Raw genomic sequence first — 15,371 nt, 5'->3', positions numbered from 1 at the left:
CCTTGGCTCTGCGCTTTGTGCATCAGCAAGACTCGAATTATAGACAGGTTTTTAGGCCTTTTGCAAGGCGCGCAAAACTTTTTCGCGCGGCTGCAGCGCCAGCACGGCGTCGAGCGCGGGCGTGTTGGGGGTGCCCATCACAAGCACGCGCACCGGGATGGCGAGCTGCGGCATTTTGAGGCCGTGTGCGGCCAGCACGGCCTTGAGTGCCGCAGCGATGCCGGGGCGGCTCCACTCGCAGCTTTGCAGCTCGGCGGCCAGCGCCGCCAGCGCCGGGCGCAGCGCCGCCCCGCCGTGTTCGGCCAGCGCGTCGGGCGCCACTTGGGGCTCGCGGTAAAAGCAGGCGGCCCAGTCGGCCAGCGCCACGGTGGTGTCGCAGCGGTCTTTGAATAGCGCGCAGATGGCTGGCAGGCGCTCATCGGCGATCAAGCCGCGGCGCGCCAGTTGCTCGGCCACCAAGGGCGCCAGCTCGGAATCGGGCAGGGCCTTGAGGTGCTGGGCGTTGACCCAGCGCAGCTTGGCTTCGTCGAACTGGGCCGCGCTGCGTCCGAGGTGTTCGAGGTCGAACCACTGCAAAAACTGCTGGCGGCTAAAAATTTCGTCGTCACCGTGGCTCCAGCCCAGCCGCGCGAGGTAGTTGAGCATGGCGTCGGGCAGGTAGCCTTCGTCGCGGTACTGGGTGACGGGCTTGGCGCCGTTGCGCTTGCTCATCTTCTCGCCCTGCTCGTTGAGCACGGTGGGCAGGTGGGCATAGACCGGCGGCTCGTGCCCGAGGGCGCGCAGGATGTTGATCTGGCGCGGGGTGTTGTTGATGTGGTCGTCGCCGCGGATGACGTGCGTGATGCGCATGTCGATGTCATCGACGACGACGCAGAAGTTGTAGGTCGGCACGCCGATGCGCGCGGACTCTGCGCTGCTCGGTGCCGCAGCCGCTGCGCTGCCCGGTTCAGCAGCCGGGGCCGGGCGGGCGATCACCAAGTCGTCGAGCTCGGCGTTGGCGATCTCGATGCGGCCCTTGACCTTGTCGTCCCACGCCACCACGCCGCCGATCGGGTTTTTGAAGCGCAGCACCGGCAGCACGCCCGCCGGGACGGGGGGCAAGACCTTACCGGGTTCGGGCCGCCAGGTGCCGTCGTAACGCGGCTTTTCTTTGTGCGCCAGTTGGCGCTCGCGCAGCGCGTCGAGCTCGGCCACGCTCATGTAGCAGGGGTAGGCCAAGCCGCGCGCGAGCATGTCGGCCAGCACCTCTTGGTAGCGCGCCATGCGCTGCATCTGGTAGTAGGGGCCTTCGTCAAAGTCGAGCCCGAGCCAGGCCATGCCCTGCAAAATCACATCGACGGCGGCTTGGCTCGAGCGCTCTTGGTCGGTGTCTTCGATGCGCAGGATGAAGTCGCCGCCTTGGGCGCGGGCAAAGGCCCACGGGTAGAGCGCCGAGCGGATGTTGCCCAGGTGGATGAAGCCGGTGGGCGAAGGGGCAAAACGGGTGCGGATGCGCGGGGTGCTCATGGGTGGAAGGTGTCGATGCGGTCGAGGCCGCGCAAAAGGTCGGCTTGGATGTCGGGCAAATGCTCGAGCCCGACGGCCACGCGCACCAGCCCCTGGACGATGCCGGCGGCCTGGCGCTGCGCTTCGCTGAGCTTGCCGTGCGAGGTGCTGGCCGGGTGTGCGCACAGGGTTTTGGTGTCGCCCAAGTTGGTGCACAGCGACAGCACCTGGAGCGCATCGAGCACGCCGAAGGCACGCGCGCGCGCTTGCTCGGGGCTGCTGGCCGCCACCTCAAAGGCCAGCACGGCGCCGCCGCAGCCGCCCATCTGGCGCATGGCCAGCGCGTGCTGCGGGTGGCTGGGCAGGCCCGGGTAGTGCACCCGCGCCACGGCCGGGTGCGCTTGCAGCCACTGTGCCAGCGCCAGCGCCTGTGCGCTTTGCGCCTGCAGGCGCAGGCTCAGGGTTTCGAGGCCCTTGAGCACCACCCAGGCGTTGAAGGGCGAGAGCACCATGCCGGTGTTTTTTTGCACCGGCAGCAGGCGCTGGTGGATGAGGTCGGCGCTGGCGCAGACCGCGCCGGCCATGACGCGGCCTTGGCCGTCGAGGAATTTGGTGCCCGAGTGCAGCACGATGTCGGCACCGAACTCGAGCGGGCGCTGCAGCGCCGGGGTGGCAAAGCAGTTGTCCACAGCCAGCCAGGCACCGGCGGCGTGCGCCAGATCGGCCAGCGCGGCGATGTCGCAGACTTCGGTGAGTGGGTTGGTGGGGGTTTCGGCCAGCAGCAGCCGGGTGTTGGGGCGCACGGCGCGCGCCCAAGCGCCCAGGTCGGTCTGTGGCACAGAGGTGGATTCGACGCCGAAGCGCGCAAACTCGGTGCCCACCAGCTTGAGCGTGGAGCCAAACATGGACTGCGAATAGAGCACGTGGTCGCCGGCCTTGAGCAAGCCAAAGCAGACCAGCGTGATGGCGGCCATGCCCGAGGCCGTGGCCAGCGCGGCCTCGCTGCCCTCGAGCGCGGCCAAGCGCTGCTCGAAGCTGCTCACGGTCGGGTTGCCGCTGCGGCCGTAGGTGTAGCCGTCTTCGTCGCCGGCAAAACGGCGCGCGGCGGCGGCGGCGTTGGGCTGCACGAAGCCGCTGCTCAAATACAGCGCCTCGGAGTGTTCGCCGTGCAGGCTGCGCTCGACGGCCACACGCAGCGCCAGCGTGTCGCGGTGCAAAGGGCTGGACATGGCGGCTTACTGCTCGCGGGAATTGGGCAGCGACAGGCGCGAGCTGTCGGCCTCGTCTTCTTCGCTGCCGCTGCGCTGAGCGTGCAGGCGGTTCACGTCGTCGGTGCTGATGTCGCCGGTGACGTACACACCGTCGAAGCACGAGGCCTCGAAGCCGTCGAGCGCCGGGTTGATCGAGCCCACGGCGCGCTTCATGTCTTCTACGCTTTGGTAGATCAGGGCGTCGCAGCCGATGATCTGGCGCACTTCTTCGAGCGTGCGCCCGTGCGCCACCAGTTCGTCGCGCGTGGGCATGTCGATGCCATAGACGTTGGGGTACATCACCGGCGGCGCGGCGCTGGCCATATAAACCTTGACCGCGCCGGCTTCGCGCGCCATCTGCACGATCTCGCGGCTGGTGGTGCCGCGCACGATGGAATCATCGACCAGCAGCACGCGCCGGCCCTTGAACTCGCTGCCGATGACGTTGAGCTTTTGGCGCACCGATTTTTTGCGCACCGCCTGCCCCGGCATGATGAAGGTGCGCCCGACGTAGCGGTTTTTCACGAAGCCTTCGCGGTAGGGCTTGCCCAGCAACTGCGCCAGCTGGGTGGCGGCCGGGCGGCTGGATTCGGGGATGGGGATGACGACGTCGATTTCGTCCAACGGCACCTGCAGGCGCAAGCGCTCGGCCAGCGTGTGCCCCATGTTGAGCCGGGCCTGATAGACCGAGATGCCGTCGAGCGTGGAGTCGGGCCGAGCCAGATAGACGTACTCGAACACGCAGGGGTAGCGGCGCGGCTGGGCAGCGCACTGGCGCGACTGGATTTGGCCGTCGGCGCCGACAAAAACCGCCTCGCCGGGCGCTATGTCGCGCAAAAAATCGTGTCCGGTGCCTTCGAGCGCCACCGATTCGCTGGCCACCATGACGGTGCCGTCTTTGCCACGCCCGATGCACAGCGGCCGGATGCCGAAGGGGTCGCGGAACGCCAGCAGGCCGTGGCCGGCGATGAGCGCCACCACCGCATACGAGCCTTTTAAGCGCAGCTGCGTGGCGGCCACGGCGGCAAACAGCGCCTCGGTGCTCCAAGCGCCGTGGGCGCCGGCGCGGCCGATTTCGTGCGCGAGCACGTTGAGCAGCACCTCGGAGTCGCTGTCGGTGTTGATGTGGCGGTGATCGAGCTGCACCATGTCGCGGCGCAGCGCCTGGGCGTTGGTGAGGTTGCCGTTGTGCGCCATGACGATGCCAAAGGGCGCGTTGACGTAGAAGGGCTGCGCCTCTTCCTCGCTGTAGGCGTTGCCGGCGGTGGGGTAGCGCACCTGCCCCAAGCCGTGGTTGCCGGGCAGCGCGCGCATGTTGCGCGTGCGAAAGACGTCGCGCACCATGCCTTTGGCCTTGTGCATGAAGAACTTGCGCTCTTGTTCGGTGACGATGCCGGCGGCGTCTTGGCCGCGGTGCTGCAGCAGCAGCAAGGCGTCATAGAGCAGCTGATTGACCGGTGCCGTGCTGGCCACGCCTACGATTCCACACATACGACGAATCCTGTTGTTATCAAGGGAAATGGGCCGCCAGCCAAAGCGGCATTAGGCCTTCAAGGGCTGACAGACCGTTGTAGAGCCAGCCGGCCCCGAGCGACTGCTGCCAAGCCGGGTGCTGGTGCAGCGGCGTGAGGTGCAGCAGCACGGTGAGCGCCAGCAAAACCACGACGCCGCGCAGCACGCCGAAGGCCGCGCCCAAGCTGCGATCGACCGGGCGCAAGCCCACTTGATCCATGCCTTTTTTGCACAGCCAGGCCAGAAATCCGCCGGCAAACACGCAGGCCACGAACACCAGCGCAAAGCCGATGGCAAAGGGCAAGGGCGGGTCGAGCTCGGCCAGCGGCAGCCACGCGGCGGCGTCGGCGGCCCACCACTGCGCCAGAAAAAACGCCGCCACCCAGGCGCTGAGCGACAAGACCTCGTACACCAGCCCGCGCCAAGCCCCGATCAGCAACGAGGCCAGCAGCAGCAGCAGCAAAAACACATCGACGGCAGCCACGGCTCATAGCGTGAGGATGGCGGCGGGCAGGCCGAGCTGGCGCACGCGCTCGGCGGCGCGCTCGGCTTCGGCGCGGCTGGCAAAAGGCCCCAAGCGCACGCGGGTGCGCGGACCGTCGGGGGTTTGCGCGACATGGGTGTAGGTGACCAGGCCGGCGCGCTCGAGGCGCTGGCGCACCTCGCGCACGCGCTCGGCGCTCTCGAACGCGCCCACTTGCACCACCAGGCGTTGGGGGGTGGCGGGGGGGGTGGCCGGCGCCGTTGGCGCGGCGGCGGGCGTGCGCCCTTCGAGGATGGCTTGGGCGCGGTTTGCCTCGGTGGGGGCCGGAGCCGGGGCGGGTGCTGGTGGCGTTGCCGGGCGGGCCGGGGCGGCGGGTGTGGGAGCGGCAGGAGCGGGTGCGGGTGCGGCCGCAGGTGCGGTGGCTGGCGTGGCAGGCACAGGGGCAGTAACGGGAGCGGCGGGTGCAGGAAGGGGCGCTGCCGGGGCTACCTCGGTCGCAGGCGCTGGCGCGGGCGGCAGCACGGGCAAAGGCTGAACCGGCTGGCGGTCTGGAATTTCGATGGCGATGTCAACCGGCACAGGGCGCGGCTGGGTGTCAAAGAGCAGCGGCAAGCCGATCACCCCTGCCAACACCAATATGCCGGCCCCGATCAGGCGCTGTCGCGCACGCCGGCGCAAGGTTTCGATGGTGGGCGGCGGGGCTGGGGCGTTGGCACCGCTGCCGCCTGAACGCAGTTTGAACATGAGCCGCTGTGTCACCGTGGGTTGCAAAAAATCGGGCCTACCCCTGCACCCCAAGGGCCAGCGCACGGCAGCCTTTAGGCTGTGGCAGGGGCTTTATGTGGGCAAGTGTGGGGCCGCCAAACGCGGCACCCCGTGCTCCAGCACCGCCCCCACCGTGAGGAAAGACCCAAAGACCACGATTCTATCAGCCGGGTCGGCGGCGGCGCGGGCGGCGGCCAGCGCCGCCAGCGCATCGGCATGGGTGCTGGCGCTGCTGCCCGGGCGTGGCGCCAGCGCCTGCCAGCGCGCCAGCAGATCGGCCGCCTTGGCGGCGCGCGCGCCGGGCAAATCGGTGAAGTACCAATGCTCCACCAGCGCGCCGGCGCGCTCGAGCATCGGGGCCAGGTCTTTGTCGGCCATGGCGCCAAATACCGCGTGCGTGCGTGGGAAGTAGCCTTGGGCGTCGAGGTTTTGCACCAGCGCCGCCACCGAGTGCGGGTTGTGCGCCACGTCGAGCACCAGCACCGGCTGCCCGGGCACGATCTGAAAGCGCCCGGGCCACTGCACCAGCGCCAGCCCGTTGCGCACCGCCTGCGCCGTGACCGGCAGGCGCGGGTGCAGGGCCTCGATCGCCGCCAGCGCCCCGGCCGCGTTTTGCAACTGGTTGGCCCCGCGCAAGGCCGGGTAGGCCAAGCCGCTGTAGCGCTTGCTGCGCCCGCTCCAGTTCCACTGCTGGCGGTCGCCGGTGAACTGAAAATCAACCCCGATGCGGCGCACCTCGGCCCCCAGCGTGTGCGCGCGCTCCAGCACACTGGTGGGCGGCAGCGGGTCGCTCACCACCACCGGGCGGCCGCTGCGCATGACGCCGGCTTTTTCGAGCCCGATGGTTTCGCGGTCGGGGCCCAGAAACTCCATGTGATCGAGGTCGATGCTGGTGATGATGGCGCAGTCGGCATCCCACAGGTTGACCGCATCGAGCCGTCCGCCCATGCCGATTTCGAGCACCAGCACCTCGGGCTGCGCCGCCACCAGCGTCTGCACGATGGCCAGCGTGCTGAACTCAAAGTAGCTCAAAGAAACCTCGGCCTGCCCGCCCTCGCCCAAGCGCGCGCGCTCGACTTCGGCAAATGCCGCCGCCAGCGCCTCCGCCTCCACCGGCTCGCCGCGCACTTGGGCGCGTTCCTCGAAGCGCACCAGGTGCGGCGAGGTGTAGAGCGCGGTGCGGTAGCCGGCGTGGCGGTAGATCGATTCGAGCATGGCGCAGGTCGAGCCCTTGCCGTTGGTGCCCGCCACCGTGATCAGCGGGCACGGCGGCACGATGCCGCGGCCGCCGTTCATGCGCAGCATCACCGTGCGCACACGATCGAGGCCCATTTCGATGCTCTTGGGGTGCAGGCGCTCGCAATGGGCCAACCATTGGTCGAGGCTTTGGGGCGGCGCTGCGGGGGCGGGGGGACGGGGGTCGGTCATGGCGTTATTGGGTGGCAAGGGGCCAGGGGGGCTGGGGGAAACAAGGCTAAGGGGGGCGCACAAAGCCGATCCACGGGCGGGATTGTCGTGCATGGCCGCTGCTGCGCAGGAATTAGAATCGGCTGCAAGCGCAGCGTTCCGCCAGCGCGCCCGCACACCCCCCACGATTTTCGACGCTTTTATGCCCACCACCCAATTCGACGGCGTGACCGTCCAAACCCAAGCCAATGTGTATTTTGAGGGCAAATGCATCAGCCACAGCCTGACGCTGGCCGACGGCACCAAAAAATCGGTCGGCGTGATTTTGCCCGCCACCCTCACCTTCAACACCGGCGCCGCCGAAGTGATGGAGTGCGTGGCCGGCGCCTGCGACTACCTGCTCGCGGGCAGCAGCGCTTGGCGGCATTGCGCTGCGGGCGAGTCGTTCGCCGTGCCCGCCCATTCGAGTTTTCAGATTCGCGTCAGCGACCAGCCCTACCACTACATCTGCCACTTCGAATAAGCCGCGCCACCCCATGCCCACCATCTTGCAAAACCTGCCCGTCGGCCTCAAGGTCGGCATCGCCTTCTCGGGCGGCCTAGACACCTCGGCCGCGCTGCTGTGGATGAAGCTCAACGGCGCCCTGCCCTACGCCTACACCGCCCACTTGGGCCAGCCCGACGAGAGCGACTACGACGCCATTCCGCGCAAGGCGCTGGGCTACGGTGCCTTGGCCGCGCGCCTGATCGACTGCCGGCCGCAGCTGGTGGCCGAAGGGCTGGCGGCGCTGCAAGCCGGGGCTTTTCACATCAGCACCGCCGGCAACACCTATTTCAACACCACGCCGCTGGGCCGCGCCGTCACCGGCACCCTGCTGGTGGCCGCCATGCGCGCCGACGAGGTGCACATCTGGGGCGACGGCAGCACCTTCAAGGGCAACGACATCGAGCGCTTTTACCGCTACGGCCTGCTCACCAACCCGGCGCTCAAAATCTACAAGCCTTGGCTCGATCAGCGCTTCATCGACGAGCTCGGTGGCCGCACCGAGATGAGCCAGTTCCTGATCGCGCACGGCTTCGACTACAAAATGAGCGTAGAAAAAGCCTACAGCACCGACAGCAACCTGTTGGGCGCCACGCACGAGGCCAAAGACCTCGAGCACTTGAGCAGCGGCGTGCGCATCGTCAATCCGATCATGGGCGTGCCGTTCTGGCGTGAAGACTGCGCCATCAAGGCCGAAGAGGTGACGGTGGCCTTTGAGGAGGGCGTGCCGGTGGCCCTCAACGGCCAGCGCTTCGAGTCGCTGGTGGCACTGTTCGAACAGGCCAACGCCATCGGCGGCCGCCACGGGCTGGGCATGAGCGACCAGATCGAAAACCGCATCATCGAAGCCAAGAGCCGCGGCATTTACGAGGCCCCCGGCATGGCGCTGCTGCACATCGCCTACGAGCGCCTGCTCAGCGGCATCCACAACGAAGACACGATCGAGCAGTACCGCGACAACGGGCGCAAGCTCGGGCGCCTGCTGTACCAAGGGCGCTGGTTCGACCCGCAAGCCATCATGCTGCGCGAAGCGGCGCAGCGCTGGGTGGCGCGCGCCATCACGGGCAGCGTGACGCTGGAGCTGCGCCGCGGCAACGACTACTCGATCCTCGACACCGCCAGCCCGAATCTGAGCTACGCACCCGAGCGCCTGAGCATGGAAAAGGTCGAAGACGCCGCCTTTGGCCCCAGCGACCGCATCGGCCAACTGACCATGCGCAACCTCGACATCGCCGACACCCGCGCCAAGCTCGGCATTTACGCCAACAGCGGCCTGCTGGCGCTGGGCCAGGGCACCGACTTCATGCGCTTGGGGCGCTAGGCGGCGGGGGCTGCGGGCGCGGCAGCATTGTTGCGTTTTTTCGTCAAAAAATTTCTTTCGACGAAAAAAAGGAACATACTCGCGCCATGCCAGTCGCTCTCACCCACGGCCAGCGCGTCCTCGATCTGGCCAGCCTCAAGGGGCTGCTGCGCACCAGCGATCTGGATGCCATCGGTGCGCCCCGCATCACGCTCTCGCGCCTGTGCGCCGCTGGCCTGCTGGAGCGGGTTGGGCGCGGCCTCTACCGCTTGCCCAGTCACCCGGCTTCAGAGCACGAAAGCCTTGCGGCCATCGCCACCAAGGTGCCGCAAGCCGTGTTCTGCCTGCTGAGCGCGCTGCAATTTCACGAGCTGACGACCCAACTGCCGCGCCAAATCTGGATCGCCATGCCGCGCGGCAGCCACCTACCCCGGATCGACTACCCGCCGCTAAAAATGGTGCAGATGAGCACCGCAGCCTATGCCACCGGCGTTGAAGAGCACCTGCGCGACGGCGTGAGGCTGCGGGTTTTTGGCGTGGCCAAAACGGTCGTGGACTGTTTTAAGCACCGCAACCAAATCGGCCTCGACGTGGCGCTAGAGGCACTTAAAGATGCCCGCGCCCAGCGCAAGGCAACGGCGGACGATCTGTGGCGCTGCGCCAAAATCTGCCGCGTGGCCAATGTGATGCGCCCATATTTGGAGGCCATCGAATGAACGACAGGGCAGCTTCGGTGCGCGCCCGCCTGCTCAAGCTTGCCCAAGCGCAAGGCGTGGATTTCAACCAAGTGTTGGTGCGTTTTGCGCTTGAGCGCCTGCTTTACCGGCTGGGCCAGTCTGCTTACGCAGACTGATCGGCTCGATCAGCCCTGCGCCAAAGCCGCCCGGTAGCCCCGCTCGGCATCGACCCCGCGCAGCAGCAGCAGCCCAATCACGAAGTACAGGCCGGTGACGAGCATGGCGGTGCGGTGGTCGCCGCCGGTGAGCCAAGTCACCAGCCCGTAGGTGAGCGGGCCGACGATCGAGGCCAGCATCACCGCCAGCCCCCAGAGCCCAAAAAATTCGGCACGCTGCGCCGGCGGTGCCAGGTAGCCGACCAGCGCCCGCCCGGCCGACTGGCTTGCCCCTAGGCACAGCCCGGCCAAGTTGGCCGCGACCCAAAAGCTGGCCGCGCTCTCGCTCGACCAGGCCACCAGCACCATCGCTATCCAGCCCAGCAGCGTAAGCGCAATGCCGCGCACCGGGCCGATGCGGTCTTGCAGGTAGCCAAAACCCAGCGCCCCGATGGCGGCGGTGATGTTGACGACAAAAATCATCATCACCGTCTGCGCGGTGTCAAAACCCATCACCTCTTGGGCGTAGATGGCCGCCAGCGCGATCACCGTCATGATTCCGGCCTGATAAAACACGATGCAGATGATGAAGCGGCGCATGTCTTGATATCGGGCCGACTGCCGCCAGGTCTTGGCCACCTGCGCCCAAGCCGAGATTCCAGAGCGCGTTTGCGGCTGCGCGCGCTCACGCACCAAAATAAAAAATGGCAGGGCCGTGAGGGCAAACAGGCCCGCCGTGATGAGCAAGGTGACCGGCACGAACTCCGATGCCGTGTGGCCGCGCGCCTGCGCCCACGTGATGTAGGCCAAACACAGCGCCAGGCACAGCAGACCGCCGACGTAGCCCAAGCCCCAGCCCCAGCCCGACAGGGTGCCTAGGCGCTGCGGGCGCGCGAGCTCGGGCAAAAAGGCCGCCACCAGATTGCCGCCGGAGCTGAAAAACGCATTCGACAGCACCAGCAGCGCCAGCGCCAGCAGCACGCTGCCCGGCCCAACCCAGCCCAGCGCCGCCGTGGTGAGCACGCAGCCGAGGGTGGTGAGCGCCGCCAGCCGTTTTTTGCCGGCGTGCACATCGGCCCAAGCCCCCAGCACCGGCGCGCTGAGCAGCACCAGCAGATTGGAAAAAGCCAAAGCCGCCGTCCAAGCCAGCGTGGCCCAGGTGGCGCCGCCGGCGATGCCGGCCACAAAGTAGGCCCCATAGATGGCCGTGATGACCACCGTGGTGTAGCCCGAATTGGCAAAGTCGAACATCGCCCAGCCGAAGGCCTCGCGCCGGCGCACGCCGTCTTGCAGCACCGGGCCCAGATTCGCCGCAGCGTCGGGCGTGGGGGTGGAGGGGTTGAGGCTCACCACAGCTCCGGTTCGATTTCGAGCCGCACGCCAAAGCGCTCGAGCACGCTGGCTTGGATGGCGGTGGCCAGCGCCATGACATCGGCGCCGCTGCACGGCTGGTAGGCGTCGCCGCGGTTGACCAGCACCAGCGCTTGTTTTTCATAAACGCCGGCGCGGCCCAGCGTCTGGCCCTTCCAGCCGCAGGCCTCGATCAGCCAGCCGGCTGCGAGCTTGACGCGCCCATCGGGCAGCGGGTAGTGCACCACGGCTGGGTGGCGGGCGCAGATTTCGGCACACTGCTCGCGGCTGACCAGCGGGTTTTGGAAAAAACTGCCGACGTTGCCGATCACGGCCGGGTCGGGCAACTTGGCGCGCCGGATTTGGCACACCCAGTCAAAAATCTGCCGCGCCGTGGGCTGCTCTAGGCCGGTCTCGGCCACTTTGCGCTCCAGCTCGAGGTAGCCCAGCACCGGCTGCCAGCGCTTGGGCAGCCAAAAACGCACCCGCGTGATGAGCCAGCGCCCATGGCCCGGTGCGACGGTGCGCTCGCACTTGAACACCGAGTCGCGGTAGCCGAAGCGGCACTGCGCCGCGTCTAGGTTGTGCACCTCGCCGCTGTGCAGATCGACGGCGTCGAGCGAATGAAAGCGGTCTTGCAGCTCGAGCCCGTAGGCGCCGATGTTTTGCACCGGGGCCGCGCCCACCGTGCCGGGGATGAGCGCGAGGTTCTCGAGCCCATACCAGCCCCGATCCAGCGTCCAGGCGACGAAATCGTGCCAGTTTTCGCCCGCGTCGGCCTCCACCAGATAGCCGGCCTCGGTCTCGCGCAACAGGCGCCGCCCCAGCATTTCGATTTTCAGCACCAAGGGCTCGACGTCGCCGGTGAGCACGATGTTGCTGCCGCCCCCGAGCACGCGCAGGCGCTCGGCGCACCAACCGGGCTGGCGCACCAAGTCGGGCAGCAGCTCGGCCTTGCGCAGCCGCAACAAGCGCTGTGCCTGCGCCGCGATGCCAAATGTGTTGTGCGGCTGCAAGGCCGCGTTGTTCTCGACTAACATCTGGCCATTGTCGCACCCCCGCATTACATTACCAGCACCGCACCATGCCTTCATTCGATACCGTCCTCGAACCCGACCGGGTTGAAATCAAAAACGCCGTCGATCAAACCGCCAAGGAAATCGGCAACCGCTTCGACTTCAAAGGCACCAGCGCCGCCATCGAGCTCAAAGAAAACGACATCGTGCTCAGTGGCGACAGCGATTTTCAGCTCGCCCAGATCGACGACATCCTGCGCGCCAAGCTGAGCAAGCGCAGCGTCGATGTGCGCTTCCTCGATGCCGGTAAAATCGAGAAAATGGGCGGCGACAAGGTGCGCCAAGTGCTCAAGGTGCGCGAAGGCATCGCCAGCGAAGACAGCAAAAAAATCCAGCAAGCCATCAAAGGCAGCAAGCTCAAGCTGCAAGCCGCCATCCAGGGCGAGGCGGTGCGCGTCAGCGGCGCCAAGCGCGACGAGCTGCAAGCCGCCATGGCCCTGATCCGCCAAGCCCTGCCCGACCTGCCCCTGAGCTTCAACAATTTTCGCGATTGAAACCGCCCGCTTGCCGCCCATGAGTTTTGCCGCTGCGCCCGACCCCGCCTACGCGCTCATGCGCGAGTGGACGCTGCGCTGGTCCGATCTCGAGAGCGATCTGGCGCACCTGCTGCTGCAGCCCCGCACGCACAAAGACTTTTGCGCCCGTTTGCATGCGCTGCAGGTGCAAGCCCAAGAGCTGCTGCAAATCGACCCTGACGCCAGCCTGTACTGGTTGCTGCAACTGGCCACCAGTTCCAGCATCGGCTACAGCAGCTCGCACGCGCTGATGTGCTGGGCCTTGTGCAGGCTGGTGGCGCCCAGCCTCGATTGCCCCGCAGCCAAGCAGGACAGCCTGGCACACGCGGCCTTGACCATGAACATTGGCATGACGCAGCTGCAAAACACCTTGGCCGAACAGACCATCGAACCCAGTGCCGAGCAACGCGCCGCCATCGACACCCACGCCGCCCGGGGCGCCCAGTGGTTGCGCGAGCTCGGCGTAACCGATGCCGACTGGTTGCACACGGTGGAGCAGCACCACGAACGCTCTGACGAACTCGACACCCCGACCCGGCTGCTGCAAGCCGCCGACCGCTACGCGGCGCAGATCAGCCCGCGCGAAACCCGCGCCGGCCGTTGCGTCACTGATTCGGGCCGGCATGCCATGCTGGCCACCGATGCGGGCACAGGCAGCGGAGCAAGCGCGATCAACGCCATCGGCCACGCCCTGCTGCGCACCGTGGGCATTTGCCCGCCGGGCAGCTTTGTGCGCCTCGAAGACGACACCATCGCCGTGGTGCTGCGCCGCACCACGCAGCCGGGCGCGCCTTGGGTGGCCAGCGTGCTCGACGTCGCCGGGTCGGCGCTGGCCGAGCCCACGCTCATCGACACCCGCACCGACGGCTGCGGCATTGCCGCGGCCTTGGTCGCGCAAACGGTGCGCGTGCGCCTCAACCACGCCCGGCTGCTGCACCTGTCGCGCATGGCGCTGGCGCATTAGCCTTTTTTGCGGCCCACCTGGCTCTCTTGTCCGGCCAGCAGACGCTGGATGTTGCCACTGTGGCGCCACAGCAGCAGCGCACTCATGGCGCTGATGGCAAGCCCTAAGGCGGGCTGCATCTGCCACATGGCGGGCGAACCGAACCAATAGAGCAGCGGCGCCACCAGCGCCGCCACGATCGCCGCCAGCGAGGAGTAGCGCGTGAGCAATAGCGTAAGCACCCACGACAGCAGCACCAGCAGGCCCAGCAGGGGCTCGAAACCCAGCAGCACCCCGGCGGCGGTGGCCACCCCTTTACCGCCCTGAAAGCGCATAAACACCGGATACACATGGCCGATGAAGGCGGCCAAGCCAACCAGCGCAACCGTGCCCCAGCCCAGCCCCCATGCGGGCCCAAACTGCAGCACCAGCCACACCGGCAGCCAGCCCTTGAAGGCATCGAGCAGCAGCGTGAGCGCCGCCGCCACTTTGTTGCCAGAGCGCAGCACGTTGGTGGCGCCGGGGTTTTGGCTGCCGTAGGTGCGTGGGTCGCTCAAACCCATGATGCGGCTGATAAGCACCGCAAACGACAGCGAACCGATCAAATACGCCAGCACCACAACCGGCAGCCAGAGCCACTCAACAATCATCGTCATCCCTTGCTCATGCCTTGTAAATGCAGCGCTGGATCAGCGCTGGCGAGCTGATCAATAGGCCGGGTCGCGCTGCTCGAGCCGAATGGCGTCGATGGCTTGCAGCAGCTCGGGCGCCAGCACCGTGCCCCAAGCGTCAAGGCAGGCGTCGAGCTGCGACAGCGACGTGACGCCGATCAAGGTGCTCGCCACCTGCCACTTGGAGTAGCAAAAAGCCAGCGCCATTTGGGTGGGCGCCAGGCCGTGCTCGCGCGCCAAGGCGTTGTAGCGGCGCGCCGCCTGCAGCGCGCCGGCGCGGCCCCAGCGCTGCTGGCGCATGCTGGCAAAACGCGCCATGCGGCCCAGCGCCGGGTCGGCGCCCTCAAAGCCGCTGGCATCGTACTTGCCCGTGAGCAGGCCAAAGCCGAGCGGCGAATACGCCAGCAACCCGACCCCAAGGCGGTGCAGGGTTTCGTCGAGCCCGTTTTCTGCGCCGCGGTGGAGCAGGCAGTAGGGGTTTTGCACGCTCGCCACGCGCGGCAAGCCGTGCTGTTCGGCCAAACGCACGAACTCGTGCACGCCGTAGGGGGTTTCGTTGGACAGGCCGATGGCACGCACCTTGCCCTGCTGCACCAGCTGCGCCAGCGCCTGCAACTGCTCCAAAATCGAGGGGCATGGCCGATCCTTGGCCGGGTCGTAATACAGCGTGCCAAACATCGGCACGTTGCGCGCCGGCCAGTGGAGCTGGTACAGGTCGATGACCTCGGCGCCCAAGCGGCGCAGGCTGCCCTCGCAGGCGGCCACGATCTCTGGCGCCGTCAGGCCGGTGTGCTCGCCCCGAATCCAGCTCATGCCACGCGCCGGCCCGGCCACTTTGGTGGCCAGCACCAGACGCTGGCGCACCCCCGGGCGCGCCGCCAGCCACTGGCCGATGATGCGCTCGGTGGCGCCATAGGTTTCCGCCCGCGGCGGCACCGAATACATCTCGGCGGTATCAAAGAAGTTGACCCCACGCTCGAGCGCCCGGTCCATGATCGCAAAGGCCTCGGCCGCGCCCACTTGCTCGCCAAAGGTCATGGTGCCCAAGCCGATGGCGGGCACTTGCAGGCCGCTCTGGCCGAGGGTGACAATCTTGATGGCCGACATGCAAACTCCGTTTAGCTGGTGCCCCGAGCCGGAATCGAACCGGCACGCCGCTTATGCAGCAAGCGGCGGATTTTAAGTCCGCTGTGTCTACCTGTTTCACCATCGGGGCGCAAGCCGACGATTCTAGCCT

At 67.3% G+C, this 15,371-nt stretch carries 16 protein-coding genes and 1 tRNA gene; 6 read left to right on the top strand and 11 right to left on the bottom strand.

The features are described 5' to 3' along the window. Positions 1–51: 51 nt before the first annotated feature. The 6 genes from gltX to folC all read right to left on the bottom strand — a co-directional run bounded on the left by gltX (position 52) and on the right by folC (position 6,924). Entirely contained in the window at positions 52–1,506 is a 1,455-nt protein-coding gene (gene gltX / locus SMCB_RS02635; RefSeq protein WP_045534871.1) for a glutamate--tRNA ligase, read from the bottom strand. Beyond that, positions 1,503–2,714 (bottom strand): O-succinylhomoserine sulfhydrylase, encoded by a 1,212-nt coding sequence (locus SMCB_RS02630; protein ID WP_045534869.1) that lies wholly within the window; start codon positions 2,712–2,714, stop codon positions 1,503–1,505. The genes gltX and SMCB_RS02630 overlap by 4 nt, the downstream gene beginning before the upstream one ends. 6 nt (positions 2,715–2,720) lie before the next feature. After that, positions 2,721–4,226 carry an amidophosphoribosyltransferase gene (purF, locus tag SMCB_RS02625; RefSeq protein ID WP_045534867.1) on the bottom strand — a complete coding sequence of 502 codons (1,506 nt, stop codon included), beginning with the start codon at positions 4,224–4,226 and terminating at the stop codon, positions 2,721–2,723. 19 nt (positions 4,227–4,245) lie between these two features. Further along, the gene (locus tag SMCB_RS02620; RefSeq protein ID WP_045534865.1) at positions 4,246–4,731 is read right to left on the bottom strand and encodes a CvpA family protein; all 486 of its coding nucleotides are present in this window, start codon (positions 4,729–4,731) and stop codon (positions 4,246–4,248) included. A 3-nt stretch (positions 4,732–4,734) separates the two neighbouring features. Next, positions 4,735–5,475 carry an SPOR domain-containing protein gene (locus SMCB_RS02615; protein ID WP_045534863.1) on the bottom strand — a complete coding sequence of 247 codons (741 nt, stop codon included), beginning with the start codon at positions 5,473–5,475 and terminating at the stop codon, positions 4,735–4,737. Between the two features lie 93 nt (positions 5,476–5,568). Further along, entirely contained in the window at positions 5,569–6,924 is a 1,356-nt protein-coding gene (folC, locus tag SMCB_RS02610; protein WP_045534862.1) for a bifunctional tetrahydrofolate synthase/dihydrofolate synthase, read from the bottom strand. Positions 6,925–7,105: 181 nt separating this feature from the next. Here folC and ppnP point away from each other — a divergent pair, with 181 nt between their 5' ends. The 4 genes from ppnP to SMCB_RS12630 all read left to right on the top strand — a co-directional run bounded on the left by ppnP (position 7,106) and on the right by SMCB_RS12630 (position 9,600). Beyond that, the gene (gene ppnP, locus SMCB_RS02605; protein WP_045534861.1) at positions 7,106–7,426 is read left to right on the top strand and encodes a pyrimidine/purine nucleoside phosphorylase; all 321 of its coding nucleotides are present in this window, start codon (positions 7,106–7,108) and stop codon (positions 7,424–7,426) included. A gap of 13 nt (positions 7,427–7,439) precedes the next feature. After that, positions 7,440–8,768 (top strand): argininosuccinate synthase, encoded by a 1,329-nt coding sequence (gene argG, locus SMCB_RS02600; protein WP_045534856.1) that lies wholly within the window; start codon positions 7,440–7,442, stop codon positions 8,766–8,768. A gap of 86 nt (positions 8,769–8,854) precedes the next feature. Next, positions 8,855–9,463, top strand: a complete 609-nt coding sequence (locus SMCB_RS02595; protein ID WP_045534854.1) for a type IV toxin-antitoxin system AbiEi family antitoxin domain-containing protein — start codon at positions 8,855–8,857, stop codon at positions 9,461–9,463. Then, positions 9,460–9,600 carry a hypothetical protein gene (locus SMCB_RS12630; protein WP_432715190.1) on the top strand — a complete coding sequence of 47 codons (141 nt, stop codon included), beginning with the start codon at positions 9,460–9,462 and terminating at the stop codon, positions 9,598–9,600. The genes SMCB_RS02595 and SMCB_RS12630 overlap by 4 nt, the downstream gene beginning before the upstream one ends. Positions 9,601–9,609: 9 nt before the next feature. Here SMCB_RS12630 and SMCB_RS02590 read toward each other — a convergent pair whose 3' ends face one another. Both SMCB_RS02590 and murB read right to left on the bottom strand, forming a co-directional pair. Next, positions 9,610–10,929, bottom strand: coding sequence for an MFS transporter (locus SMCB_RS02590; RefSeq protein ID WP_231851229.1), 1,320 nt, complete (start codon positions 10,927–10,929; stop codon positions 9,610–9,612). Further along, complete coding sequence (gene murB / locus SMCB_RS02585; protein ID WP_045534847.1) at positions 10,926–11,969, bottom strand: UDP-N-acetylmuramate dehydrogenase; 1,044 nt, start codon at positions 11,967–11,969, stop codon at positions 10,926–10,928. The genes SMCB_RS02590 and murB overlap by 4 nt, the downstream gene beginning before the upstream one ends. A gap of 44 nt (positions 11,970–12,013) precedes the next feature. Between murB and SMCB_RS02580 the strand changes: the two genes are divergently transcribed. Together SMCB_RS02580 and SMCB_RS02575 are read left to right on the top strand one after the other, a co-directional pair. Continuing rightward, positions 12,014–12,499, top strand: a complete 486-nt coding sequence (locus SMCB_RS02580) for a YajQ family cyclic di-GMP-binding protein (RefSeq protein WP_045534840.1) — start codon at positions 12,014–12,016, stop codon at positions 12,497–12,499. A 19-nt stretch (positions 12,500–12,518) separates the two neighbouring features. After that, the gene (locus SMCB_RS02575; RefSeq protein WP_045534838.1) at positions 12,519–13,484 is read left to right on the top strand and encodes an HD-GYP domain-containing protein; all 966 of its coding nucleotides are present in this window, start codon (positions 12,519–12,521) and stop codon (positions 13,482–13,484) included. On the opposite strand, the gene plsY is transcribed toward SMCB_RS02575, so the two are convergent. The 3 genes from plsY to SMCB_RS02560 all read right to left on the bottom strand — a co-directional run bounded on the left by plsY (position 13,481) and on the right by SMCB_RS02560 (position 15,350). Beyond that, positions 13,481–14,113: a glycerol-3-phosphate 1-O-acyltransferase PlsY gene (gene plsY, locus SMCB_RS02570; protein ID WP_045537458.1), complete on the bottom strand. Its 633-nt coding sequence runs from the start codon at positions 14,111–14,113 to the stop codon at positions 13,481–13,483. The genes SMCB_RS02575 and plsY overlap by 4 nt on opposite strands. A gap of 57 nt (positions 14,114–14,170) precedes the next feature. Further along, positions 14,171–15,241: an aldo/keto reductase gene (locus tag SMCB_RS02565; protein WP_045534836.1), complete on the bottom strand. Its 1,071-nt coding sequence runs from the start codon at positions 15,239–15,241 to the stop codon at positions 14,171–14,173. A gap of 16 nt (positions 15,242–15,257) precedes the next feature. Continuing rightward, a tRNA-Leu gene (locus tag SMCB_RS02560) sits at positions 15,258–15,350 on the bottom strand. Between the last annotated feature and the right edge of the window lie 21 nt (positions 15,351–15,371).

The sequence above is a fragment of the Serpentinimonas maccroryi genome, from assembly GCF_000828915.1.
GTDB classification, from domain to species: Bacteria; Pseudomonadota; Gammaproteobacteria; order Burkholderiales; family Burkholderiaceae_C; genus Serpentinimonas; species Serpentinimonas maccroryi.
The sequence above is the reverse complement of the archived record's forward strand: the minus strand, read 5'-3'. Positions and strand labels throughout refer to the sequence as shown.

What these genes read in the sequence shown, in the direction of transcription:
- gltX (WP_045534871.1), bottom strand. Translation starts at nt 1,506, where the DNA reads ATGAGCACCCCGCGCATCCGCACCCGTTTTGCCCCTTCGCCCACCGGC.
- SMCB_RS02630 (WP_045534869.1), bottom strand. Translation starts at nt 2,714, where the DNA reads ATGTCCAGCCCTTTGCACCGCGACACGCTGGCGCTGCGTGTGGCCGTC.
- purF (WP_045534867.1), bottom strand. Translation starts at nt 4,226, where the DNA reads ATGTGTGGAATCGTAGGCGTGGCCAGCACGGCACCGGTCAATCAGCTG.
- SMCB_RS02615 (WP_045534863.1), bottom strand. Translation starts at nt 5,475, where the DNA reads ATGTTCAAACTGCGTTCAGGCGGCAGCGGTGCCAACGCCCCAGCCCCG.
- folC (WP_045534862.1), bottom strand. Translation starts at nt 6,924, where the DNA reads ATGACCGACCCCCGTCCCCCCGCCCCCGCAGCGCCGCCCCAAAGCCTC.
- ppnP (WP_045534861.1), top strand. Translation starts at nt 7,106, where the DNA reads ATGCCCACCACCCAATTCGACGGCGTGACCGTCCAAACCCAAGCCAAT.
- argG (WP_045534856.1), top strand. Translation starts at nt 7,440, where the DNA reads ATGCCCACCATCTTGCAAAACCTGCCCGTCGGCCTCAAGGTCGGCATC.
- SMCB_RS02595 (WP_045534854.1), top strand. Translation starts at nt 8,855, where the DNA reads ATGCCAGTCGCTCTCACCCACGGCCAGCGCGTCCTCGATCTGGCCAGC.
- SMCB_RS12630 (WP_432715190.1), top strand. Translation starts at nt 9,460, where the DNA reads ATGAACGACAGGGCAGCTTCGGTGCGCGCCCGCCTGCTCAAGCTTGCC.
- murB (WP_045534847.1), bottom strand. Translation starts at nt 11,969, where the DNA reads ATGTTAGTCGAGAACAACGCGGCCTTGCAGCCGCACAACACATTTGGC.
- SMCB_RS02580 (WP_045534840.1), top strand. Translation starts at nt 12,014, where the DNA reads ATGCCTTCATTCGATACCGTCCTCGAACCCGACCGGGTTGAAATCAAA.
- SMCB_RS02575 (WP_045534838.1), top strand. Translation starts at nt 12,519, where the DNA reads ATGAGTTTTGCCGCTGCGCCCGACCCCGCCTACGCGCTCATGCGCGAG.
- plsY (WP_045537458.1), bottom strand. Translation starts at nt 14,113, where the DNA reads ATGATTGTTGAGTGGCTCTGGCTGCCGGTTGTGGTGCTGGCGTATTTG.
- SMCB_RS02565 (WP_045534836.1), bottom strand. Translation starts at nt 15,241, where the DNA reads ATGTCGGCCATCAAGATTGTCACCCTCGGCCAGAGCGGCCTGCAAGTG.